Source organism: Pedobacter ginsenosidimutans (assembly GCF_001442625.1).
Classification (GTDB): Bacteria; Bacteroidota; Bacteroidia; order Sphingobacteriales; family Sphingobacteriaceae; genus Pedobacter; species Pedobacter ginsenosidimutans.
Map to the genome: position 1 here is coordinate 109,356 of NZ_LMZQ01000010.1, position 25,276 is coordinate 134,631.

Annotated in this window: 17 protein-coding genes; 8 read left to right on the top strand and 9 right to left on the bottom strand. The window is 38.4% G+C overall.

Annotated features, from left to right (window positions below):
• Positions 1–100: 100 nt before the first annotated feature.
• Positions 101–2,506, bottom strand: coding sequence for a 3-hydroxyacyl-CoA dehydrogenase/enoyl-CoA hydratase family protein (locus tag ASU31_RS15045; RefSeq protein WP_057933112.1), 2,406 nt, complete (start codon positions 2,504–2,506; stop codon positions 101–103).
• A 76-nt stretch (positions 2,507–2,582) separates the two neighbouring features.
• A complete protein-coding gene (locus ASU31_RS15050; RefSeq protein ID WP_055903221.1) occupies positions 2,583–3,017 on the bottom strand; it encodes a MarR family winged helix-turn-helix transcriptional regulator in 435 nt (144 codons plus the stop codon).
• Between the two features lie 110 nt (positions 3,018–3,127).
• On the opposite strand from ASU31_RS15050, the gene ASU31_RS15055 reads away from it, so the two are divergent.
• The gene (locus ASU31_RS15055; protein ID WP_057933113.1) at positions 3,128–4,105 is read left to right on the top strand and encodes a hypothetical protein; all 978 of its coding nucleotides are present in this window, start codon (positions 3,128–3,130) and stop codon (positions 4,103–4,105) included.
• Positions 4,106–4,371: 266 nt separating this feature from the next.
• On the opposite strand, the gene ASU31_RS15060 is transcribed toward ASU31_RS15055, so the two are convergent.
• The 5 genes from ASU31_RS15060 to ASU31_RS15080 all read right to left on the bottom strand — a co-directional run bounded on the left by ASU31_RS15060 (position 4,372) and on the right by ASU31_RS15080 (position 13,767).
• The gene (locus tag ASU31_RS15060) at positions 4,372–5,694 is read right to left on the bottom strand and encodes a DUF6089 family protein (protein ID WP_057933114.1); all 1,323 of its coding nucleotides are present in this window, start codon (positions 5,692–5,694) and stop codon (positions 4,372–4,374) included.
• A 357-nt stretch (positions 5,695–6,051) separates the two neighbouring features.
• On the bottom strand, positions 6,052–7,761 hold the full coding sequence (locus ASU31_RS15065) for a DUF885 family protein (RefSeq protein ID WP_083505375.1): 1,710 nt from the start codon (positions 7,759–7,761) through the stop codon (positions 6,052–6,054).
• Between the two features lie 118 nt (positions 7,762–7,879).
• Entirely contained in the window at positions 7,880–10,216 is a 2,337-nt protein-coding gene (locus ASU31_RS15070) for a GAF domain-containing protein (RefSeq protein ID WP_057933116.1), read from the bottom strand.
• Positions 10,217–10,298: 82 nt separating this feature from the next.
• On the bottom strand, positions 10,299–12,020 hold the full coding sequence (gene ggt, locus ASU31_RS15075) for a gamma-glutamyltransferase (protein WP_057933117.1): 1,722 nt from the start codon (positions 12,018–12,020) through the stop codon (positions 10,299–10,301).
• A complete protein-coding gene (locus ASU31_RS15080) occupies positions 11,992–13,767 on the bottom strand; it encodes an AMP-dependent synthetase/ligase (RefSeq protein ID WP_057933118.1) in 1,776 nt (591 codons plus the stop codon). Before ASU31_RS15080 ends, ggt begins: the two co-directional genes overlap by 29 nt.
• Positions 13,768–14,020: 253 nt before the next feature.
• On the opposite strand from ASU31_RS15080, the gene ASU31_RS15085 reads away from it, so the two are divergent.
• Complete coding sequence (locus ASU31_RS15085; protein WP_057933119.1) at positions 14,021–14,485, top strand: hypothetical protein; 465 nt, start codon at positions 14,021–14,023, stop codon at positions 14,483–14,485.
• Between the two features lie 115 nt (positions 14,486–14,600).
• On the opposite strand, the gene ASU31_RS15090 is transcribed toward ASU31_RS15085, so the two are convergent.
• Positions 14,601–15,038, bottom strand: coding sequence for an energy transducer TonB (locus ASU31_RS15090; RefSeq protein WP_057933120.1), 438 nt, complete (start codon positions 15,036–15,038; stop codon positions 14,601–14,603).
• Between the two features lie 120 nt (positions 15,039–15,158).
• Entirely contained in the window at positions 15,159–17,093 is a 1,935-nt protein-coding gene (locus ASU31_RS15095; protein WP_342438158.1) for a M61 family metallopeptidase, read from the bottom strand.
• A 270-nt stretch (positions 17,094–17,363) separates the two neighbouring features.
• Here ASU31_RS15095 and ASU31_RS15100 point away from each other — a divergent pair, with 270 nt between their 5' ends.
• From ASU31_RS15100 to ASU31_RS15125, 6 genes are all read left to right on the top strand, one after another.
• Entirely contained in the window at positions 17,364–18,461 is a 1,098-nt protein-coding gene (locus tag ASU31_RS15100) for an efflux RND transporter periplasmic adaptor subunit (protein ID WP_057933121.1), read from the top strand.
• Positions 18,462–18,463: 2 nt separating this feature from the next.
• Entirely contained in the window at positions 18,464–21,574 is a 3,111-nt protein-coding gene (locus ASU31_RS15105) for an efflux RND transporter permease subunit (RefSeq protein WP_057933122.1), read from the top strand.
• A gap of 1 nt (position 21,575) precedes the next feature.
• Entirely contained in the window at positions 21,576–22,886 is a 1,311-nt protein-coding gene (locus ASU31_RS15110) for a TolC family protein (protein ID WP_057933123.1), read from the top strand.
• A gap of 17 nt (positions 22,887–22,903) precedes the next feature.
• Positions 22,904–23,767: a hypothetical protein gene (locus ASU31_RS15115; protein ID WP_057933124.1), complete on the top strand. Its 864-nt coding sequence runs from the start codon at positions 22,904–22,906 to the stop codon at positions 23,765–23,767.
• Positions 23,768–23,883: 116 nt separating this feature from the next.
• On the top strand, positions 23,884–24,276 hold the full coding sequence (locus ASU31_RS15120) for a response regulator (RefSeq protein WP_051691826.1): 393 nt from the start codon (positions 23,884–23,886) through the stop codon (positions 24,274–24,276).
• A gap of 105 nt (positions 24,277–24,381) precedes the next feature.
• Positions 24,382–25,119: a DUF4241 domain-containing protein gene (locus ASU31_RS15125; RefSeq protein WP_057933125.1), complete on the top strand. Its 738-nt coding sequence runs from the start codon at positions 24,382–24,384 to the stop codon at positions 25,117–25,119.
• Positions 25,120–25,276: the final 157 nt, after the last annotated feature.

Below are 25,276 nucleotides of genomic sequence, written 5' to 3' on the forward strand. Positions count from 1 at the left end.
ACTCAAACCGATTATTGTTTTTTTAGATATGAGATTTGAGACGCTAGATGTGAGACCAATTACTTTCTCAAATCTAATATCTCACATCTCCACTCTCAACTTAATTCCTCAACGGTTTCCCTTTAGTAATAATTGATTGGATCCGCTCTAGCGATTTCCTTTCGCCAGCAAGGGATAAAAAGGCTTCTCTTTCCAGATCCAATAAATATTGCTCGGTTACTTCAGTTGGAGCCGATAAATCGCCGCCGCACATTACATAACCTAGTTTTTCGGATATTTTTTTATCGTGTTCAGAAATGAAATGCCCCGCATACATGCTGTTTGCGCCAGCATAAACAATTCCCAATCCTTGTTTTCCTAATACTTTGATATCGTTCCGTTGAACAGGTTTCGTATAGCCAGCATCAGCCAGCTCTATTGCTTTAGCTTTTGCATCTGCCAATAAGCGATTTCTGTTCATCGAGATTGAGAATTTATCCTTTTGCAGATAGCCCAGTTCGTAAGCCTCGTAACCCGAAGTAGAAACTTTGGCCATTCCAATGGTTAGAAAACGGTCTTTCAAGGCATTCTGCACAATCTGATCATCTTTATATTCATCAGATGCACGTAAAGCAAATTCTTTTGTTCCGCCACCACCAGGGATAACGCCCACACCAAACTCAACCAAGCCCATATAAGTTTCGGCCGAAAGCTGAACATGATCGGCATGTAAACTGAACTCGCAACCACCACCCAGGGTTAAATTATGAGGTGCCACCACAACCGGGATAGAAGAATAACGGATGCGCATTGAAGTATTTTGAAACATCCTGATCGCCATGTTCAATTCATCCCACTCCTGCTCTACCGCCATCATAAAAATCATACCCACATTTGCCCCAGCAGAGAAATTTGCACCATCGTTGCCGATTACCAAACCACGGTAATCTTTCTCGGCCATATCAATCGCTTTGTTTATTCCAGAGATCACATCACCGCCAATAGTATTCATTTTAGTGTGGAATTCTACATTCAGAATGCCATCGCCCAGATCGATAATCGAAACACCTGAATTTTTCCAAAGGGTTTTATTTTCGCGAAGGTTATCTAAAATGATAAACTCATCCGTTCCCGGTAAGGCTTTATAACTTTTAGAAGGGATATCGTAATATTTTTTAATGCCGTTTTCTACTTTATAGAATGAAGTATTTCCGGCATCGAGCATTTCATGCACCCAAGCCGCAGCTTTATTGCCATATTGCTCCATTCCTTCGATGGCTTCTTTTACGCCAACCGCATCCCAAAGTTCGAAAGGACCAAGTTCCCAACCGAAACCTGCACGCATGGCATCGTCGATACGGTACAATTCATCAGAAATTTCAGGGATACGATCGGATACATATTCAAATAAGCCAAATGAAGAATGGCGGAACAATTCGCCGGCTTTATCTTTTCCTTTAGCAAAAATCTTCATGCGTTCACGAAGGTTTTCAATCGGCTTAGTCATTTCTAAGGTGGCCGATTTTACTTTTTGCTGCGGTTTATATTCTAATGTTTTTAAGTCAAGCGCAAGGATTTCGGTTTTACCATCAGCAGATTTCGTTTTTTTATAGAAACCTTGTTGGGTTTTATCCCCAAGCCATTTGTTCTCTTCCATCTTTTGCACATACGCAGGTAGTTTAAACAAATCGTGTGCTTTATCATCCGGACAGTTATCATAAAGTCCTTTTGCAACTTTGATCATGGTATCTAAACCAACCACATCCGAAGTACGGAAAGTAGCCGATTTTGGTCTACCTAAGGCTGGTCCGGTAAATTTATCAACCTCTTCGACTGTCAGATCCAGTTTCTCAACCAAATGCAAAAGTGCCATGATGGAATAAACACCTACACGGTTGGCGATAAAAGCTGGCGTATCTTTACATAAAACAGTTGTTTTTCCTAAAAACTTATCGCCATAATGCATCAGAAAATCAACAATTTCAGGTTGCGTGTGTGGCGTAGGGATAACCTCTAACAATTTTAAATAGCGCGGTGGATTAAAAAAGTGTGTACCACAGAAATGCGATTTAAAATCATCACTCCTTCCTTCAGCCATTAAGTGGATAGGAATACCTGAAGTATTTGAGGTAATCAATGTACCTGGTTTGCGGAATTGTTCTACCTGTTCGAAAACTTTTTTCTTGATATCAAGATTTTCAACCACGACTTCAATTACCCAATCGTAACCGGTAATTTTCGGCATATCATCGTCGAAATTCCCAGTTTTGATCTTATTTAATGCTTTTTTGGTATAAACTGGAGATGGGTTTGTTTTTACGGCTGTTTGCAAAGCTGTATTAACAATCCGGTTTTTTACAACTGGGTTATCCAGTGTTAATCCTTTTGCCTGCTCTTCAGGGCTCAGTTCTTTAGGGGCAATATCTAACAACAAAACCTCTACACCAATGTTGGCGAAGTGGCATGCGATACGCGACCCCATAATACCCGAACCTAAAACTGCAACTTTATTAATGCTTCGTTTCATTATCTATTTGCTTTTCATTAGTCTGATAGAACCATTTATGTAGCAACCTACCAAACAGTTTTGATTGTTATATTTGTTAATCAACAGTATAGGCTACCGTGATATCATTTAGTTTTATCAATAGATTAATAAAAGTCTCTTTCTCCTTTTTAGAGAAATGCTCATCGAGATATTCATTAAATTTCCGAACAACACCTTTGGCCAATTGTTTTTTCTCTTTGCCGAAATCAGTTAGAAAAACCTTTACCGATCGTTTATCGCCTGCAGATGTTTCACGGTAAATGAGGTTGGCCTCTTCCATATTATTTAACATGCGGGATAAACTGGTCGCTTTAACCCCAAGCAAGCCAGCTAAATTTGAAACTGCAGTTCCCTCGGCATCATCTATATTAATAAGCATGTAACCAATGGCCTGGGTGATCCCGAAACTAGATGCCATTTGATTGTACTTATTAAACATATTTTGCCAGGCAAACTTAACGTGGTAATCTATGGTTTGTTGTTGTTTCATTTTTGTTAATTTATTATGCTTGCATAACAAAGCTAATGAATGTATTTTGTTAATGCAATAGAAAAATTCAAAATATTTGTCAAATTTTTCTTATCATAGTCATACACAAAATGAAAACACTTAATATGTTAAAAGTTAGAGGAATTCTCCTGTTTAGCCTATTTATTTTATGGGCTACAATTTGTAAAAGTCAGGTATCTTATTTCGGAGCTGCTCTTTTAAACAGTCAAAAATTAGAGACATTTAAAAAAACAACAACTTTATTTACTTTACAGTATGCGGATTATGCTGATCTGGAAAAATTTGATCAGGCGATTAAAAAAAACTGGACGATTACACCTTATAAAATTATTAAACCCGAAGAGCTTGCCCGTTATGATACACTTGCTAATTACTCCTTTTTTTATTTCGATGGATATGCCGAGAAATTGGATAGTACAACTAACGTAAATGTGGTTTATGCATTAAAATTAATAACGCCATCTAAAAAACCCAAGGTTAAGGAAGAAAGCATATTAGCAACAGTTACACTTTTTGCTGATCGGAACACCAATCTGCTGATTGAAACGCAGGATCAACAATTTGGATCAAAAAGAAGTATAAAAAATAATATTTTATCAAACTTCTATAACAAGTCTGGTTTCCTCAACTGGTCTCCAGGCTTTTTAACTGGTTATTTAAAACAGATCAATGATGGATTGCTCGCAAATGAGAACTGTACTTTAGATTACCAATTTTACAATAAAGTACGCTTACCTGAATTAGCAAAGGAAACACTGTACGTACCCGAATATATTAAGGAAGTGTTTTCTTCAAGGCTGGCACTTTTACCACCATCAGGCATAATTTCTGAACCTTATAATTATAAACTCAAATTTGTATCATATAAGGTGCTTGATAGTTTAATTTTGAACAAAGAAACTCATATTAAATACGTGGTTTACACACAACGTTCGGATGATAAAATTATAAGCGTTTATGATAGCAAAGACGATAAAATCATTTATCAGCGTTTTTATCCGCAATCACCAAACTTTGAAATGAATGATTTAAGCGAGATTAAAAAGGTAATTGTTTCACTTAAATAAGTTTTTTTTTTAAAGGGGAACCATCTCGACTTCATTGCACTCTGTTACTATTGATAGATTCTATCCGGGCAGTCGTCATTCCCGCGCAGGCGGGGGAACCACCAAGTGCTTAGCGAAGATAATCTTAAAGCTTATTGCATTAAGATTCCCAATCAAGCTGGGAATAACAAATCCTCGGAGCCGAGACGACTAGAGTCAGGTGGTTTTGGGATATAAAAAAAGCGCCCCAATAAATCGGTGCGCTTTCATATGTGTATTAAAACAGACTAGTAAAGGGTAAACTCTACACGACGGTTTTGTTGACGACCAGCCGCTGTTTTGTTGGTAGCAATTGGTTGACCCATGCCATAACCTGTAGCCTCAATACGTGATGCATTTGCACCTTGAGAAACCAAATAAGCTTTTACAGATTCTGCTCTATCTTTCGATAAACGCAAGTTTAATTCTTTTGAACCTGTATTATCTGTATGACCAGCTAATTTTAAGCTAAAGTTTTTCTGGATTAATAATGCAGCAACTCTGTTTAAAGAAGTATAAGATTTAGAACGGATGGTTGCTTTACCTAAATCAAACTCTAAGTTTTTAATCGCTTCGTTAACAACTTTACGATCTTCTTCTGTTACGATTACTTTTTCTACAACTTTTTCTGGTGTTTTTAATGGACAACCAGAACCATCAACAACAGTACCAGCTGGTGTATCAGGACATTTATCCAATTTATCTGCAACACCGTCACCATCGCTATCTTTTAAGATATCGTTTAGTTCCGAACGTAATTTTGCATTATCAGCTTTTTGGGCATTTAAATCAGATTTTAAACCTTCTGCAGTTTGTTTTGCTTTTAAAGCTTCATCATAAGTTAAAGCTACCGGGTTGTGGAAAGCCAATTGTTTTCCAGTACCTAACGCAAACTCTAAACCAGCATAAGCGTAATTGTATTTATCATTTCCGTTTTTGTAGTAACCATCTAAGTTATCACCATCAACAAAGTTAATTGTCCAACCTAAATCTAAATTAACCGCATCAGAAATTTTAAATTTAGCACCTAATCCAACAGGAATAATTAATTCGTTGATGTTATCGCCACCACCAAATTCCGAAGTTCCCGCTGCGGTAGTAATTGTAGGTTTGTAAGCTGCAATACCAGCACCAGCTGAAGCATAAAGTTGTAGAGTGTTCTCTTTTTTAAACATATCGATATTGAACATGTTTACCACAGCATTTAAACTTCCTGAATAAGATAATTCAGTGTCAAAAGCTCTTACCGGAGAATTGTTTACCAAACCACTTTCGTAAGGCTCGGTATTATCGCCTTTTAATTTACCACGAACTCCATCTAAACGAAGAGAGAAATAAGGTGTAAATTGTTTTTTAATGTAAAGGCCATAACCCAAACTTGATTTGTTATTACTGAAATCATTTTTTCCACCTAATGGTGATAATGGTGTAAGTACACCAGCGTTTACACCGATAGACCATGTTCTGAAGGTTGTTGTTGAAGTTGCTGGGCTTTCTTGAGCTGAAGCAACCGACCCGATTAATAAACCAGCGAGGGCAACCGGTAGGGTTTTAAATAATTGTAGTTTCATAAATTTTCTTTTAACGTTGAATAAGCGTTGGTACTCGTATTACAATAGCCATACCAAAAATACAAGCATGTAAAAATACTTATCAACTTTTCAACACTAAATCGCTGGTGCAATACACAGACAAAACTAAAAAACAAGTTATAAATAGTAAACGCATGGCTTTTAATCTGCCTAAACCTTATTGGTCTTCCAAAATCAAAATCTTTAGTCTCGGGCTTTAGTATCCCTATTTCCTGTTGACATTTTACGAATGGTTGGGTGAGTCACTCCTGCGAATCACGTGTAAATATTTTTTCACCCCTTTTTTCAATCATCTATTGCCACATGTTGCAAGCACATCCGCCAAAATATTGTACACTATTTGATATCGCCAGCAAATTTCCATCGGGTACTGAAATTTTCGGGCAGTTGCTGGTTGGTTAACAAGGCCCTTACCATTTCTACAGGCATATTATTTTCGCGGAGAATGCGATTATGAAACTCGATATTGGTCATTTTACCACTTTGCACCAGCTCTTTGTGTAATGCCCTGAACTGTAATCCACCTAACATGTACCCAATTTGATATAAGGGGCCATAGCCTCCGGTAAACGATCTACGTACTTCTGCTGCTGCATTGGCACGTTCAAAACCCACCCGATCTACCAAAAAGTCGATACACTGCTGAGGTGTCCATTTGCCTAAATGGTAGTTCATCGAAAAAATAATACGCGCACAACGGTGCATGCGCCAAAAAAGCATCCCAATTTTATCCTCTGGAGACTTTGCAAAGTTCTGGTCCCACAATAACATCTCCCAATACAGCGACCAACCTTCCGTCCAGAAAGGTGTACCAAATACCTTGCGGTAAGGTTTGTAGCGGCTTTGCATAAAATACTGAAGGTTGTGCCCGGGAATAAGCTCATGAAAAACTACAGCTCTAGAAAAATGCCTGTTATTGCCACGCAAAGTCATCATTTTGGCATCCTCGGTCATGTCTTCTGTTGGATAGGCAATTAATACCGATTCGCCACCCAGAAAAAACGGGGCAAACAATTGTTCCTTCGGACTTAGCATGCGCATGCGCCAGCCTTCTTTGGCCAAAGCTGGAATGGCAATGAGTTTATTTTTCTCTACAAAGTCTATGGCTTCGTTAGCCAGTTCATAAACCAGTTCGGGCTGTTTCCCTAATTCAGGATAATCGGTTTTTACTTTTTCCAGTGCTTTTTTCCAGTCATTACCAAAGCCCATTTGTTGCGAGGCTTTAAGCATTTCGGCATCACACCAGGCAAATTCCCTCATGGCAATGGCCTCAATCTGCTCAGGGGTATAGGCAATCATCTCATCTTTTAAACTGCTTAATAAAGCTGTTCTTCCTATCGGATTGCCAATAATGCCACTTCCATCGTCTTTGGCATCTGAAGGTTTTGCTATTTTACCCAATACAGCTGCATAATCCTTTAATGCATCTACTACATCAGGATAAACTGCTTTGGTGGCTTTGGTAAATTGCGGATCGTAACCATCATAAAATTTATAGGCTTCGGTAAATACAGCCAGGTATTGATTAACAGTTTCCTGTGCCCAGGAAGCCTGTAGTGGCGTAACCGCCAAGTCCTTGTTTTCTACAGCTCTTGTGGTTTTCTGAATAGCCTCTTTCAGTTGTTCGAATTGTTCTTTGGTAATTTTACCATCTTGTTGCTGACCAATCCTTCGCTTTGCTTCAAAATCCAATAATATTTTGGCAAAAGGCAAAGTGAAAATGCTGCTTCTAAATTCGGCGTTGTTCTGTTGCAAACTTGCAGAATCTGATCGGATATCGCGTTTAAGCAAAATATAATCTACCCTTTCATTTACAGTTAGCTTGTTAAAAGGCAATGCCTTTAATTGTTTTTGCCATTCAATATAAAAGCGCTCCATCCGCTTAAAGTATTCCTCCGATCGCTTGAGCGTATATTTACGGTTAAGCATGGTCTCGTCTGATTGATATTGATTAATCAGCGGACTCACCAGGCTGGCTTCATTAGTTTGAGCGTGTAATTGTAGGGTAACTGTTAGAAACAAAAACAACGGAAATAGTTTATGCATAGCGATTGGGGGCATGTTTGATTAGCTGACGCAATATAGCTAAACCGCTAAGTATTTGCGGCAGGGTGCCCGTGTAACTTATTGAAGATATTAGACTAAGGAAGTCCAAATTAAATGTTTAAAAGATGGTTAAGCGCAATGCCTTTAATCCACTTAGTCCTTGTAAATCTTCCAAATCAAGATCTTCAGTCTCGGGTTTCAATACACCAGTTTCCTGCAGATATTTCACAAATGGCAGGTAATCATCAATATCTCTTTTATTGAAATAGATCAATGCCAGTTTATCGGGCTGGGTAAGGCGCTCCTGCGAATTGCGAACAAGTATTTTATCAATCCTTTTTTTGATCATCTGATACCTGATATTATATGCGCCTTCTACATCGAACTTCCGCTCGTCGATCCTAAAGCTAATGTCTATTGGATGGTTATGGATAAAGATAAGTTGTGTGGTGGCCAGCTTAACGGCCAACTCGGGCTGGAGCTGCTGAACCATTTTGGCAATCTCAGCCATTGATGATAGTTGCCATAACCGTATATTTTTAAGATGGAAGTGATTAAAAATCCGATCAGGTGCGATAGACTGCCCGATATAGATATCGTATTCAACACCATCTGTTCTGAATTTTTCGAAATAACAGGGATAAGAATCTTGCAGTTTTTCGCGTTCACTTTCAAAATAATTGTTAATGGCTGTATTAATCAGCTGCATAGATGTTTCCAGAGCATGCCGATGTTTATACACCTCGCCATGAGGTGCCGAAATGCGATCAAGATATTTACCGATTACTTGTTGGGTATTAGGATGCGATTGGGAAATGAGCTTTAGGTAATCGCTGGTTTCTTCTTTAAGAAAAATATTGAGACTGTTTTCATCAGTTGTATTCAGCTCATCGCCCTGCAAAATATCACTCCATTTATTGCAGTTAAAGATAATTTCTACCAGCAAAGCATCACTATAAGTTTTGCTCAGCTCTTCCAGCGTTTCACGAAACAGGCTCAGGTGCAGGCTCAGATCGGCCTTACTGGCTGTATTACGTTCAGTAGTAGAATTTCTAATATCTATTGCACCATAAAAAGGGTAAACGTCTGCAAAACTAATATCCTCGTTATGCTGTGGCAGATTCCTTTTCTTATTGTAAAGGTGATGCCATGCTGCTTCGTTAAACTTCCACTGTACAGCAGGCTGGATAGAGGTGTATTTTTCTTTGATGATGTTTTCAATCTCGAGGTTAAATTCGTCGATATAGACCTGTAAGAGTTGAGCAATAGGTGCTAATACGGGCTCCAATAAAGTAATTTTCTTTTCATCGAAAGTTTCGCCAACCCAGGTATGCATCCCCAGTACACCTACCAAAATCTGGTTATGAAATACGGGTATTAGCGCCATCGATTTTACATTCAATTCCCTAAACCTGTCTAACCAGGGAAACATCTCTTTGCTTTCGGCCCAGATATCGGGTGAGTAAAACGAATTCGGATTTGCAGCATAACCTTCGGCAATCTGCCGAAAAGCTTCAGGACTTAAAGTTTCTTCGCCCCACACCGAAAACAACAGGCCACTCCCTCCTTTTACATACCCATAAACCATTTTGTTGTTTACCCTTACGAAAGGGAAAAGATCGAATTGGATATTGGCATTTTGCACCAACACTTTAAGCGATTGTATCACTTCTCCATAAGCAACCCCCTCGCTGCCCGGCACGCGGCTCAACCTCACACTTTTAATATTTTCTACAGCCTGTTTGGCGGTAACATCAGTAATGGTAAGCACCGAAACACCTCTAAGCTCAAAAAGAGTTAGTGGCAATACCTGTTGTAGTTTATCCAATCCAGATTCTTCGCTCAAATATTGCTGTAACTCACGGTAACTAAGCTCGGGCAATGGCTGCTTAGCCTTAACTTCGATAAAACTGGCATTTATACCGATATGGAAGTAACCTGGCAAGCCAGTATCAGCATTGATGCCTGAATGGTATTTTTCTTTTAAAGGCACATGAAATGCATATAATTCGTTAAGAATGAAGGAGTAGATAAAATGCAGGTGATCATGCTGATGTTGTTCAAGCGTTTTTGAGCCGACAAAACTATTTTGATCTTTCTCTTCATGTTCGAGTAATTCGTACATCAGCTCGGTTCCATAAAAAGTAATGGGCTGCATTGGTGCACAGAGCCCCCAAGCCTGATGATCTTCTGTTAAAAGTGCTGGGGAAAGACAGGCATACATATGTTCCAGCAGTAATTCGTGCTGATAAATATCTTCAATAGCGATAACCTGTTCATCAATTCCCTGTTTTTTAAATTCTTTTAAGGCATTGCTATAAAGAATAGATTTTACGGTCCGTTCTTCTTTAATTTTTCGTTGCAGGTATTTGATAAAAGCACCAAAAGAGATAGCCGAATCTACTTGAGGTAAATCTGGGTAATTTCGGGCATGATTAAATAAACGCTTCTTCATCTCTTTAAACTTTAAACCATACAATTAATTGAACTGCAAAAGATTGGCTAGTACTAAGATAAAAAATAGATGTGAGAAATTGCTACCAGCCAATGGCCTTATCATCTCCCCTCGGGTCGGCACCGCCCTGATAATTTCCCCATTTAGTTTTTAAGATGGCATCAACCCTGCCGATTGGGCCTCTAGGCAAAATTTTATAGCCTTTTGCTTTTAATTTTTCTATTGATAAGCTATCGATAGCATCTTTTTCTATATACACCTCATCTGGTAACCATTGGTGATGAAATTTTTTAGCAGCTACCGCCGATTGCATCGACATGTCAAAATCGATTACATTTATAATGGTTTGAAATACGGATGTTATAATGGTTGAACCACCTGGAGTACCCACCACCATAAATAATTTCCCATCTTTCTCTACAATACTCGGTGTCATAGAACTTAACATTCGTTTATTGGGTGCAATTGCATTGGCTTCGCCACCAACTAAACCGTACATATTCGGTGCGCCAGGTTTAACGGAGAAGTCATCCATTTCGTTATTTAGCAGAAATCCTGCTCCTTTTACAGCAACTAACGATCCGTAAGAACCATTTAAGGTAGTGGTAATCGAAACGGCGTTTCCATCGCGGTCTACAATAGAGAAATGTGTGGTCTCTTCGTGTTCTGCTCCTTTTATTTCGCCGGCCAAAACAGCGCTGCTTGGTGTTGCTGCTGCCCAGTTAAAGTTTGACATGCGTTTTTTATTATAATCGGCGCTCAACATTTGCTGTTGTGGAACAGCGTAAAAATCAGGATCGCCTAAATGTGTTGCCCGATCGGCATACACTCTTCTTTCGGCTTCTACAATTACCTGAACTGTAGAATCTGCATTATGCCCCCACCTTTTTAATGGAAAATTTTCTACACTTTGCAGCAATTGAATCAAGGCAATGCCTCCACTCGAAGTTGGCGGCATGGTGATAACCTTATAGCCTCTATAGTTACCCGTTATGGGTTTACGCCAGGTAGCGTGATAATTTTGTAAATCTTCTTTTGTAATAAGTCCTTGGCCTCGTTGCATTTCTGCCACAAGTGAATCGGCTACAGCGCCTTCATAAAAACCTGCTCTACCTTTTTCCTGGATCAGTTTTAGCGTATTACCGAGTTCTTTTTGAACCAAAAGGTCATTTTCTTGCCAGGTACCCTCTAAATTTACGAAGGCCGTTCCATCTGGATTAAAATCCATAAACTTTCTATGCAAACCATTCAATTCACTTGCTTGCCGCTTAGTAATTTTGAAGCCATCTTGCGCCAAATTTATTGCCGGTTGCAATACCTGTGCCCAAGAAAGTTTCCCATATTTTTTGTGTGCCTCTACCATACCATCTACTGATCCTGGTACGCCCGCAGCTAAGTGCCCGTATAAACTTTTATCTACAATTGGATTGCCAGCAGAATCGAGATACATATCTCTACTGGCTGCCGCAGCTGCTTTTTCTCTAAAATCTAAAGCATTTATTTCGCCATTTGCACCGCGGTATACCATAAAACCGCCCCCGCCAATGTTCCCTGCATTTGGATAAACCACAGCAAGAGCAAACTGAACAGCAACAGCTGCATCAACCGCATTCCCACCCTTTTTTAAAATATCTATTCCTACTTGCGATGCTTCTGGATGGGCAGAAACCACCATCCCATTTTTATATTCACCGCTGTTGTTTTTACCCAATTGCCCGGTTACGCAACCAGCCAATAACAGCACAACACTTAGGTATATTAACGATTTTTTAATACTATTGAGGGGCCTTATAGTTTTCTGCATCTTTATATATTTTTTCGATTACTTCGTTGTTTTTTTCGGTAATCACTTTTCTTTTCAAACTTAATTTTGGGGTAAGCTCGCCGCCATCTATGCTCCACTCTTTAGGTAACAAGGCAAACCTTTTTACCTGCTCCCATTTACCAAAACCTACATTTGCCGCTTCGATAACCTCGTTATATTTAGTGAGTACCTGTTCGTTTTTAATAATCTCTTCGTTCGAGGTAAAAGTAATACCTTTTCTTCCTGCCCAGGTTTTTAAGGTTTCGAAATTTGGAACAATCAGTGCAGAAGGGAATTTTCTATTTTCGCCCAAAACCATAATCTGTTCTATAAAAATCGATTCTTTATATTTATTCTCCAGCATTTGTGGGGCAACATATTTACCGCCTGCTGTTTTAAACATTTCTTTTTTACGGTCGGTAATTTTTAAAAAGCGACCATCAACCAGTTCTCCAATATCTCCAGTATGGAACCATCCCTCTTTATCCACTGCCTCATCGGTTAAATCAGGTCGGTTGTAATAACCTTTCATTACCTGGTGCCCTCTGGTTAAAACTTCGCCATCCTGCGCTATTTTAACTTCCACACCTTTAATTACCTCACCAACGGTGCCAAACATGGTTCCGCCGAAATGATTAACCGTAATTACAGGTGAAGTTTCGGTTAGTCCGTATCCTTCAAAAACAGGCATACCAGCGGCCCAGAAAATTCTGGCCAAACGCGGATTTAGCGCCGCTCCACCCGATACAATCACTACAATTTCGCCACCTAAAGCTTCCTGCCATTTTTTAAAAACCAGTTTACGGGCAATTCCAAGTTTAAAGTTATACCAGGCCCCTGCATCAATTGTATATTTTTCAGCCAAAGCTACCGACCAGAAGAAAATCCCTTTTTTAATCCCTGTTAATGCTTTTCCTTTCTCCATTATCTTATCGTACACTTTTTCGAGAAGCCTTGGAACGGTAGAGAACACATTGGGTTTTACATGCTGAATATCGGCTACAATGGTTTCCATACTTTCGGCATAATAAATTCCTGTATAATTAAACAGATATAAATAAATGATCATCCGCTCAAAAATGTGCGAAAGTGGCAAAAAGCTTAACCCTTTTTTAACGCCTTCGGGTATCACCACAGCCGAGTTAACAAAATTTGCAACCAGGTTATGATGCGTTAGCATTACACCTTTTGGTGTACCCGTGGTGCCAGATGTATAAATTAGGGTCAATACATCTTCAGGGGCAACTTTAGCGCGATATTCTTCTAAATCAATATCTGTACTTGCTTTGCCCAATTCAATTAATGTATTCCAGTTTTCGGTTTCTGTAATTTCATTAAAACTATAAATCTTAATTGCTGGGTTAATTGCATCAGCACAAGGCTTAATTTTCTTATACAAATCTTCATCGGCTACAAAAATAATGGCAATATCTGCATCCTTTAAGATAAACTGGATATCATGCTCGGCCAGGGTTGGATATAATGGAATCTGATAGGCACCGATCTGGTTGGCTGCGAAATCGGCAATATTCCACTCCGGTCTATTGTGCGACATTACAGCAACCCTACCTCCTTTTCCTATACCTTGTTTAATTAATCCGCGGCTTAGGTTATCTACGGCAGTACAAAAATCGGCTGTACTATAATTTATCCATTTTCCGTTAATTTTTCCGCTGATGAATTCTTGCTTTGGATTTTCGAGGCTATATTTCAAAAGATCAAAAACCCGTTTAATTTCTGCCGCCATATGAATTGTATATTATTTGGTTAAGTTAAAAAATCAAACATAAAGATTAACATCTATATGCCTTTTTAATGAAAATAATACCTCGTAGTTAATAAAACGCTGTATTTACTTTTCGTAAAAAAAATTTAAATAAACTTAGCGATTACAAAATTACTATGCAAGCATTGTTTTTTATCCTTATGGATTTTTACCAAAAAAACAGAAACGGCATTAAAGTTGTTAGGCTGATAATTATTTACAAAACATTTAAATTATGAAAAAGTTATTTACAATTTTAGGATGCATTGCATTGTTTGCCCTTACTACAACAAACGTTAAAGCTCAAAACTATAAAACCGGACTAGGTTTAGGTATTGACTTTGGTGATGGTGCTACATTGGTTGGTCCTTCAGTTAGGCATCACTTTAGCCCTAAAGCTGCACTTCAAGGTGAAGTTTTATTTGGTGGAAACTCTACTATTATCCAGGGATTTCTTCAATACAATTCATCTATCCCAGGTGCAAAAGGTTTAGACTGGTATTTAGGTGGTGGTCCATCAATTCAATTGTATGATGGTGGTTCTAGCTTTTACCTAGTTCCGATGGTTGGTTTAGATTATAAATTCTCTGGCGCACCATTGGCATTAGCATTAGACTGGAGACCAAGACTTTACATTGGCGACAACGATAGCGATTTTAACGCTGGAAGATTCGGTTTAGGCTTTAGATATACTTTCTAGGCGAGCGCATGGCGCTGAGCGCTAAGCGTAAATTAAACGACATAAAAAATCCCGTAAGAAATTAATCTTACGGGATTTTTTTTTTATAAACAGGTTCTAATTATGATTTAATATTTTAATTAGTATAACACAAGGTAACCCGTGTTCGATAGCTCATTGCTACTTTTTTATTGTTACACTGTGCGGGTTTCCATTTCGGACAGGCCTGTAATAATTTTATCATGTTACGATCCAATTGCGTATAATCTTTAGCCTCTTTCTGATAAATGCCTACGTTTTTAACATGGCCAGAAGCATCAATTACAAAAGTTGGAAAAACAACTGATTGCAAGGACTCTTTATCTGCTCCTTTTAGTGGTACGTTAGAGATAAACCTATAAAATTTAGCAATTCCTCCAGGAAATTCGGGCATTTCATCAACATCTGTATACACGAATAGGTGCAATTCTTTATCGTAATAGCCCTTACAAGAAGTTTGCTGTACAAAACCCTGCTTATCCTTTAAAAAAGAAAAGCTTAAAAGACACAATATAAATCCTAAATGTTTTATCATATACTGGTTTGTAACTGAACAAATATCTGAAATGAAAAATCCCTTAAGAAATTAATCTTACGGGATTTTTTATGGAGTTTAAAATTAACCGAAAATTGAAAACTTTCAACTGCGAACTGCCTATACGCCTGTCCATTTTTTTAACACTGCTTTTTGAGCTGGTGTTGCATTTTCGTTTACGGTTGCTTTTAAGCGTACACTTGGATTTTCTTTCAAGCTTAAAGAAATTTCTTTTTCAAGTCCATCGCGGATTACTTTAACCGTTAGCTGATCGCCGATTTTTTTATCCGTAATGGCAGGTAAAATATCCAATGAAAATTTCGGTTCTTTTAGTTTCACATTTTTCAGCACATCACTCAATGATGAGCCATCAATCAGAACAATTACATCGTTAACATTTAAACCACTTATCCAAGCTGCTGAGTTTCTGGTAACCGAAGTCACTTCTAAACCTCTAGTACCCAATTGAACTGCTGCACCAGTAACTGGTTTACCGGGCGTTGCATTTTCTGTAGATACATCAACACCAGCATATGCAAAATATTTTACATAGTCTACATCATCTACACCGTTCACATACTTGGTCCAAAAGTTAGTAAAGCTAATTCCTGATATCTTTTCAACCATTGCTTTAAATTCTGCATCGGTATAACCACGTTTTAAGGTTTTGCACTGCAAATACATGGCTTTCATTACATCATCTAAACTTTTAGCGCCTTTGGTGGCGTTGATGATTTCGAGATCCATTAAAATACCGATCACTTCTCCTTTATTATAGTAAGAGATGGAATTGTTTTTTGAATTTTCATTCGGGCGGTAGCCAATAATCCATGCATCATAACTAGATGAAGCAGCTGACTGATATTTAGCTCCAGGGGTATTTAAAACCGTACCTACACCACCAGCAAGATCTTTCAAAAATTCATTTACATCAGTAAAGCCTGCTCTGTGCAAGTATTTATTTTCGTAATACGATGTAAATCCTTCAGCTACCCAAAGGTTGGTCGTGTAATTTTCGTTGTCATAATCAAAAGGGCCTAATGCTACCGGACGTAGACGCTTAACATTCCAAAGGTGGTGATACTCGTGTGCAACTAAGCCTAAAAAGCCTTTATAACCTTCTGCAGTATTGTAAGCATTTCTTGTAGCGCCTAAAGTTGTAGAATTTAAGTGCTCTAAACCTCCTCCACCTTTTAAGAAATTATGAACAATGAAGAGGTAATATTTATTAGGATTTTCGCCATAAACTGCAGTTTCTTTTTCTACAATTTTAGCCATATCTACCTTTAGTTTCTCTTTATCGTAATTACCACCGCCGTACATGGCTACTTCATGGCGAACACCAGAAGCTGTGAATTCGAAAATATCCTGATTACCCACTTCAATAGGGCTATCGTAAAGAATATCAAAATCGGTAGCTTTATAGGTGAATTGCTCACCAGCAACAGGCGTTAAACCGGTAGAAACTTTACTCCAGGTATTAAAAGGAATAATTTTTACAGTGCTTGGCGATTTGATCATGCCATCAGGATGCATAAAAATCCCTGTTGGAGACAAGAATGCATGAGATTCGTCGATAAAAGGTGTACGCACCGAGATTTCGAATGCATAAACACGGTAATTGATCTGGATATTGGCAGCCTTGGCTGAAAAAACTCTCCAGGTATTTTTCCTCACTTTTTCAACTTTTACGGCTTTACCTGCTGCAGTAGCCTTAAACTCTTCTACACTTTTTTCAAACTCACGAACCAAATAAGAACCTGGTGTCCAAACAGGCATTTTTACGTCGACATAATCTTTTGCCAAGCCAGAAATATTCATCTGAACTTCTGCATAGTGTGCCTGCGGCTCTTTAAAAGAAACCTCAAAGCCTATTTTTACCTGCGCCTTCGCTGCCATAATACACGTTAGTAGTAAAACTAAACTTAAAATTGATTTTTTGTTAAACATATTGATATTGACTGTGTTTTGCTGCAAATTTAGATTTATTGGCGGGGTTTTGAAAGAAAAAGCCAGTTGCGGTGTAAAATAGTTGTTTCCGTCAGATTGGTTCATGATTGATGGTTGATGTTTTTTAGCCAGCCTAAGCCTAAAAATCAATTGACTTTCTCATCTCTAACTTAGTTATGGGGGATATAAAGGCTAATTATATTATATTCTCGGGCTGATTCATTCCAAACTGAAAACTGCCAACTCCAAACTGAAAAGCTGTAACATCCTTAATACAACAAATTTAGGACTAAACTATTTGAATATTTTTACGCTCTAATTCTAGAATATTAATCTTATTTTAATGTTCGGAATACGCACGACACAAAAAGAAACATGAAGAAAAGGTATATTATCTATGCTGTTTTAGCTATAGGCTTGGCTTATTTGGTCTATTACAGAATTAACGCAAATAAAAAACTCGAAGGGAAAGGCGGAGCATCTGCCGGGGCAGGAAAAGGTAAAACTGGTGGTAAAGGAGGCGCTTCTGCACCATTGGTAGTTGACGGAATCATCGTAAAACCGGTATCATTTGATAATGATCTGGAGGTAACTGGTGCTATTGATGCAAACGAATCTGTTGTATTAAAAAGTGAAGTATCTGGATTGGTTACCGGTATCTATTTTAAAGAAGGCACAACGGTATCAAAAGGAAGTGTACTGGTTAAAGTAAACGACAGAGATATACAGGCGCAATTGCAGGATGCACTAACCAAGCAAAAACTCTCGGGAACAAACGAAAACCGGGCAAAACAGCTTTTGGCCAAAGGTGCAATCAGTCAGGAAGAATATGATACAGCGCTAGCCGATTTAAAATCGCTACAGGCACAGGCACAATTAATCAGGGCACAACTGGCTAAAACGACTATCCGTGCACCTTTTACCGGCAGAGTGGGTTTACGTAGTATTTCTGCAGGAACATATTTAACACCAGCCACCGTAATTGCCAATTTGGTGAGCACCAACCCGGTTAAAATTACATTTTCTGTTCCTGAAAAATATGCCGGGCAGATTAAACTGAATTCGGAAATTACCTTTACCACTGATGGTTCTTCCAAAGAGAATAAAGGAAAGGTTTATGCCATTGAACCTGGAATTAACGCTGCAACCAGAACATTACAGATCAGAGCGCTGGCTCCAAATGCCGATAATCTTTTATTACCTGGCTCGTTCGCCAAAATTAAACTGGCTTTAAATACCCTTCAAAATGCTATTCTTATTCCTAACGAAGCAGTTATTCCTGTTTTAAAAGGTAAGATTGTTTATATCCAAAAAGGTGGAAAAGCACAGGAGGTTAAAGTAGAAGCCGGTACACGTACCGATGAAAATATTGTAATTACGTCAGGATTAAAAGTTGGCGATACGGTGTTAACTACCGGATCGATGGCCTTAAAAAAAGATGCTCCAGTAAAAGTTCATTTGGTTAAACAATAATTATGAGTATCTCCACCACGAGTATAAAAAGGCCGGTTTTGGCCATTGTGATGAACTTATTGATTGTCCTTTTCGGGATAATCGGCTATACCTTTTTAGGTGTGCGCGAGTACCCATCTATCGACCCAACGGTGGTTTCGGTAAGGACTTCCTATCCTGGTGCCAACTCAGATATTATCGAATCACAAATTACCGAACCTTTAGAAAAATCGATCAATTCAATTGATGGTATCCGAAATATTTCTTCATCAAGCAACCAGGGAACAAGCAATATCACCATAGAGTTTAACCTCGATAAAAATATAGAAGAGGCCGCGAATGATGTACGTGACAAAGTATCGCAGGCAGCCCGTACCTTACCAAAAGATATTGACGGTTTACCGGTAGTAAGTAAGGCCGATGCAAACTCTGACCCGATTTTATCGATGACGATCCAGAGCGATAAACGCAATACACTGGAATTAAGTGATTTCGCTGAAAACGTAATTGCCGACCGTATCCAAACCATTCCTGGTGTAAGCAGCGTTCAAATCCAGGGGCAACGAAAATATGCCATGCGTATCTGGATGGACCCGAATAAACTAAGTGCTTATGGCTTAACTTCGCAGGATATTGTTACCGCTTTAGATAATGAAAACGTAGAGCTTCCATCAGGAAAAATCACCGGAGCTACTACCGAACTAACGGTTAAAACTTTAGGAAAACTGACCAACGAAAGCGAGTTTAACAACCTGATCCTGAAAACAGATAGCAACCAGGTAATCAAATTAAAAGATGTAGGTTATGCGGTTTTAGGACCAGAAAATGAGGAAACCATTTTACGCGAATCAGGCAGACCGATGGTGGCCATCGCCATTATCCCTCAGCCTGGAGCCAATTACCTCGATATCAGTAAAGAGTTTTACAAGCGTTTTGATAAGCTAAAAGCCGATATCCCCCAAGACATTAAACTGAAAGTTGCATTAGATAATACACTATTTATCAAACGCTCGGTAACCGAAGTTGCCGAGACCATTGGTTTATCATTGGTACTGGTAATTTTGATCATTTACCTTTTCTTTAGAGATTGGGCTATTGCCTTCAGGCCATTGATCGATATTCCGGTATCGTTGATTTTCACTTTCTTTATTATGTACGCCTTTGGGTTCTCAATTAATGTTTTGAGTCTGTTAGCCATCGTACTGGCAACAGGTCTGGTGGTAGATGATGGTATTGTGGTTACCGAAAATATCTTTAAAAAGGTAGAAGAAGGGATGTCGCCTTTCGAAGCAGCCATAAAAGGATCGAACGAAATCTTTTTTGCTGTAATTTCGATCTCCATTACCCTTGCAGCCGTATTCTTACCGGTAATTTTCTTGCAAGGATTTGTTGGCCGCTTATTTAGAGAGTTCGGGGTAGTAATCGGTGCAGCAGTACTGGTCTCGGCCTTTGTATCGCTTACTTTAACACCAATGTTAAATGCCTACCTGATGAAAAAAGGTGGACATAAACCATCCAGGTTTTACAATTGGACCGAACCCTATTTTGTAAAGTTAAACGATGCCTACGAATCGAACCTGAATAAATTTTTGAATAAAAGATGGCTATCCATTCCGATCATTTTGGTTTGTATGGGCCTAATTTTCTTATTCTGGAAGATTTTACCAAAAGAAACCGCTCCTTATGATGATAGAAGTGCGATAAACATTAATGCAACTACTCCTGAGGGTGCATCTTTTACCTATACCGATCAGTTTATTATGAAATTGAACCAATTGGTTCTGGATTCTGTTCCCGAAAAAAATGTGAACATTACCATTACCTCGCCAGGTTTTGGTGGCTCAGGCTCGGTAAACTCTGGTTTTGTAAGGATGGGTTTAACTGATCCTGAAGACCGTGAGCGTTCGCAAAAAGACATTGCCGATATGCTTACCCGCATTACAAAGAAATATACCGAGGGGAAAACCATTGTAAATCAACAACCAACCATCTCAGTTGGCCGTCGTGGAGGTTTACCGATCAGTTATATCATTCAGGCACAAAATTTTGAAAAATTAAGGGAGAAAATTCCTTTGTTTATGGATGCAGTATCGAAAGATCCAACATTCACCGTTTCGGATGTGAACCTGAAATTTAACAAGCCTGAAATTAATTTAACCATCGACAGGGATAAAGCCAAAAATTTAGGCGTTTCCATATCTGCTATTGCCCAAACCTTAAATTTAGGTTTAAGTGGTCAAAGGTTTTCGTATTTCTTCATGAATGGAAAACAATACCAGGTAATTGGCCAGTTCGATCGTGGAGACCGGAAAGATCCATTAGATTTGAGCTCGGTTTACGTACGTAATGATAAGGGCGAATTGGTTCAGCTCGACAATGTGGTTACTGCTAAAGAAGAGAGTAGTCCACCACAACTGTACAGGAACAACCGTTTTATTGCAGCAACTGTTTCGGCAGGGTTAGCACCAGGAAAAAGTATTGGTGAAGGTATAGATGCCATGGACGCCATTTCTAAAAAAGTATTGGATGAAACTTTCTCTACTGATTTAAGCGGAGAATCTCGGGATTTTAAAGAAAGTTCTTCAAATACCTTCTTTGCATTTGGTTTGGCCCTCCTACTTGTTTATTTAATTCTTTCGGCACAGTTTGAGAGCTTCAAAGATCCGATTATCATTATTTTAACCGTACCCATGGCTGTTGCCGGTGCATTTTTATCGCTATGGTTATGTGGCCAAAGCTGGAATATCTTCAGCCAGATCGGTACCATTATGCTTATTGGTCTGGTAACTAAAAATGGTATTTTAATTGTTGAGTTTGCCAACCAGTTAAAAGAAAAAGGCATTCCAATCCCTGAAGCCATACGTGAAGCTGCTGTTTCGCGTTTGCGTCCAATTTTAATGACCAGTTTGGCCATTGCCATTGGTGCACTACCTATTGCATTGGCTTTAGGAGCGGCTGCAAAAAGTAGAATGAGTATGGGAACCGTAATTGTTGGTGGCACCTTATTCTCTTTGGTTTTAACCTTATTTGTAATCCCTGCTATTTACTCTTACTGGGCTAAACCATACAAACCGAATAAAGAATTGAAAGAAGCCCATCGTTTTGAACAAGAAGCTTTACACACAGAAGAATAAGATGAGCAAGAAATTAAAAATATTTATCCTACTGCTAAGCTTATCCCTTTCGGGCTTTGCACAAGAACAGCTGAGCTTGCAGGAGGCCATTACCATTGCTTTACAGAATAATTACGACATTAAAATCAGTAAAAACCAGATCGATATGGCAAAGAATAATGCCAATATTGGCAATGCTGGTATGTTGCCTAATTTAACAGGAAGTTATACCAATGGTGGAAGTATCCAAAACACCCGGCAAACCCCTGCAACTGGTCCTGATCGGGTTATTACAGGAGCAAAAAGTACCAATAACAGTTATGGAGCCGATTTAAACTGGACCATTTTTGATGGTTTTAGCATGTTCGCCAATTACGACCGCTTAAAAGAACTGCAAAAACAGGGCGAATTAAATGCACGTTTGACCATTTTAACCACTGTAGCCGATGTAATTACGGCCTATTATGATATTGTAAGACAGCAGCAATTGGTTATAGCAGCTGATAGTGCTATGGATGTTTCGGTACTGCGTACCAGTATTGCCAAAACAAAACTGCAGCTTGGCCGCGGTTCTAAACTGGATGTATTAACCGCGCAGGTTGATTATAATACCGATACTTCAAATTACCTGCAGACCAAAAATGCCTTACAGGTAGCCAAAATTCGTTTGAATCAATTAATGGTGAGAGATATTGGCACTTCCTTCTCTGTTGTTAATAACATTGACGTAGATAAAGGTATCCTCTTTAGCAAAATGGCCGAAATGGCCGAGCAACAGAACCCTAATGTACAGAATGCCTTCATCAATCAGCGGATAGCTTCCCTGACCTTAAAATCTGTACGCGGTGCAAGATATCCATCTATCAGTTTAAACTCTGGATACAGCAGGGCAAACAGTACCAGCCCCACGGGCTTTAACCAAAAATTTGCAGCAAATGGATTTACCTACGGCGTTACCGCAAGTATAAATTTATTTAATGGTTTTTTACAGCGCCAGCAAGAGCGCAATGCAAAGATAGAGATCGACAACTCTACCCTTACTTTAAACAAAACCAAACTTGATGTAAACTCACAGTTGCTTACTGCTTATCAAAATTATAGCACCTACCTGGATCTGATTAAATTAGAACAACGGAATGTAGATATTGCAAAAGAAAACCTAGATATAACCTTAGCAAAATACCGTTTGGGTAGTATTGCCCCTTTAGAGTTAAGAGAAGCCCAGCGAAATGCAATAGACGCACAGAACCGTTTCATCGAAATGCAATATCAGGCCAAAATTGCCGAAACAACACTGAAAGAAATCAGTGGAAATATAAATTTATCTAATTAATTTTTATATTTAGTCCCATGATACTTGTTGCAGATAGTGGCTCATCAAAAACCGATTGGATGGGCTATCACAATGGCGAAACCATTAAATTTAGCACTCCTGGAATAAACCCTTATTTCTTAAGTGAGCAGGAAATTACCAAGCTGATTTCTAAAAATGAACCCTTATTACAATATGCTGATGAGGTAAAAGAAATCTACTTTTTTGGAGCCGGTTGTTCTTCACCAGACAAACATGAAGTAGTCTCAAATGGCCTGTCGGCCGTTTTTGGTAATGCTTTTATTTCAGTAGATCACGATCTTCTGGGCTCGGTATATGCTACCTGCGGAAATGCTGAAGGCTTAAACTGTATTTTAGGCACCGGATCGAATATCTGTTATTTCGATGGAAAAAAAATCCACGATGGCCACCATGGCTTAGGTTATGTACTTGGCGATGAAGGCTCTGGCACTTTCTTTGGGAAAAAAGTTCTTTTAAGCTATATGTACAATAAAATGCCATCAAACTTAGCGGCAGAGTTTAAAAAATCTTTCCCTGCAGAAAAGGAACAAATTATTACTAATGTATATCAAAAACCTTTCCCAAATATCTATTTAGCAGGTTTTAGCCGTTTCATGGCCAGCCACAAAGACCATCCATTTATTCAGGATATTTTAAGAACTGGCTTTCAGGAATTTGTAGATACGAATGTTAAAGATTATCCTAAACATAAAAACGTTCCATGCCATTTTGTAGGCTCTATAGCTTATTATTATCAGGAAACATTAATTTCGGTGTTATTAGAAAATGGCATTGAGCCTGGGAAAATACTACAGAAACCTATCGAAGAGTTATTTAATTTTATCTTAAATAAAGAAGGCATCGTACAACAAGCGAGTTAAAATCGAAGTCTAATTTTTATCTACTATAAATTTATTGTTAAAATATCCTTAAGATTGTAAACATAACAACATAAACTTTTGTTATATTTTTTAACGGCATATAAATGCTAACACATATGAAGAGAATACTGGTAGTAGACGATGATATTGAGGTTTTAGAAACCATACAATTAATACTGGAAATCGGAGGATTTAAAGTTTCGGCACTAAATGATGGTGAAGAAATTTTTAACAGAATTGAAAAATTTAGTCCTGATTTAATCTTACTGGATATTTCTCTTGGGCATATCGACGGGCGTGTGCTGTGCGAACAGTTAAAATCAATTGAAAGTACTTCTAAAATTCCAATATTATTGATTTCTGGTTTATACGATCCAAAAGATTTTACAACCTTAAACTACGGTCAGGACGATTTCTTATCAAAACCATTCCAAATGGATGTATTGCTTAAAAAGATCACTAAAATTCTTTCACTTGAAGAAGATAAACCAAGTTTTCTTTTAAATTAAGTTCATCCAACATTAAAATATTTAGCCAGGCGGATTTTTAAATCTTCTTGGCTTTTTTATTTAAAAAAATAAAATTTATCTTCCTATCGAACAAATTTAATTACCATGATACCAAGCAACGAATGGTTAAAAATCTGGAACGAGAAACGTAATTTATTAGCCTGCCCCAATAATTTGAATGATTATTTTGAGGAAACTTCAGTAGCTGGTAAAAAAATAGATCACCTAGAACTGGGAAGTGTTTCTATTCCAACAGGAGAAATTCTGGTCAGGGACCCACTTGTATATGTCCAAAAAGATGCTGAACCGTATTTAATTAAAGTCCCTAGAGGCGAATTTCCGGTAACTGCAGCCGTAGTTGTTCCCGACGGTGAAGATTGTGCCAGATATGCTGCCGTTAAAGTGCAATTTACAGCTTATGATGCAATACACTTTGAAGAAGCACTAATAGGCACAGAAGACCTTGTTGATTTTAATGAAGGAGAATTTTTTGGTTTTAATGTAGATGCAGGCCTGGCTTGTGTACTGGATAAAGAAACGTTAAAGCATTTCTGTTCATTTCAAGACAAGTTTAATAAAGAGAATCCCGGCAAAAACCTGTACGATGATTACTTCGCGGCACTTTTTGCAAGTAATTATGCTGAAAACCCAGATTACCAACGCGAAGGTGGCGATTGGATCAACTGGAAAATCCCCGGAACCGATTACCATATTCCATTTTTTCAAAGTGGCTTTGGTGATGGTACCTACCCTGTTTATTATGGTTTTGACATTGATGGCAATATTTGTGCGCTGGTTATTCAGTTTATTGATATTGAACTGGCTTACGGAGAAGAGGAGTAACTTTTCAATAAATAATACTGAGGCTTTGCTTTCCAAATCATGATTTAAGCTGTATAATAATAAAAGCAACTAGTGGTCTGTGAGACACAGACCATGGAACCAGCAATAACGGATTTATGGATGCTGTCATTTTGGCAAACAAATTCTTTTGGAACAA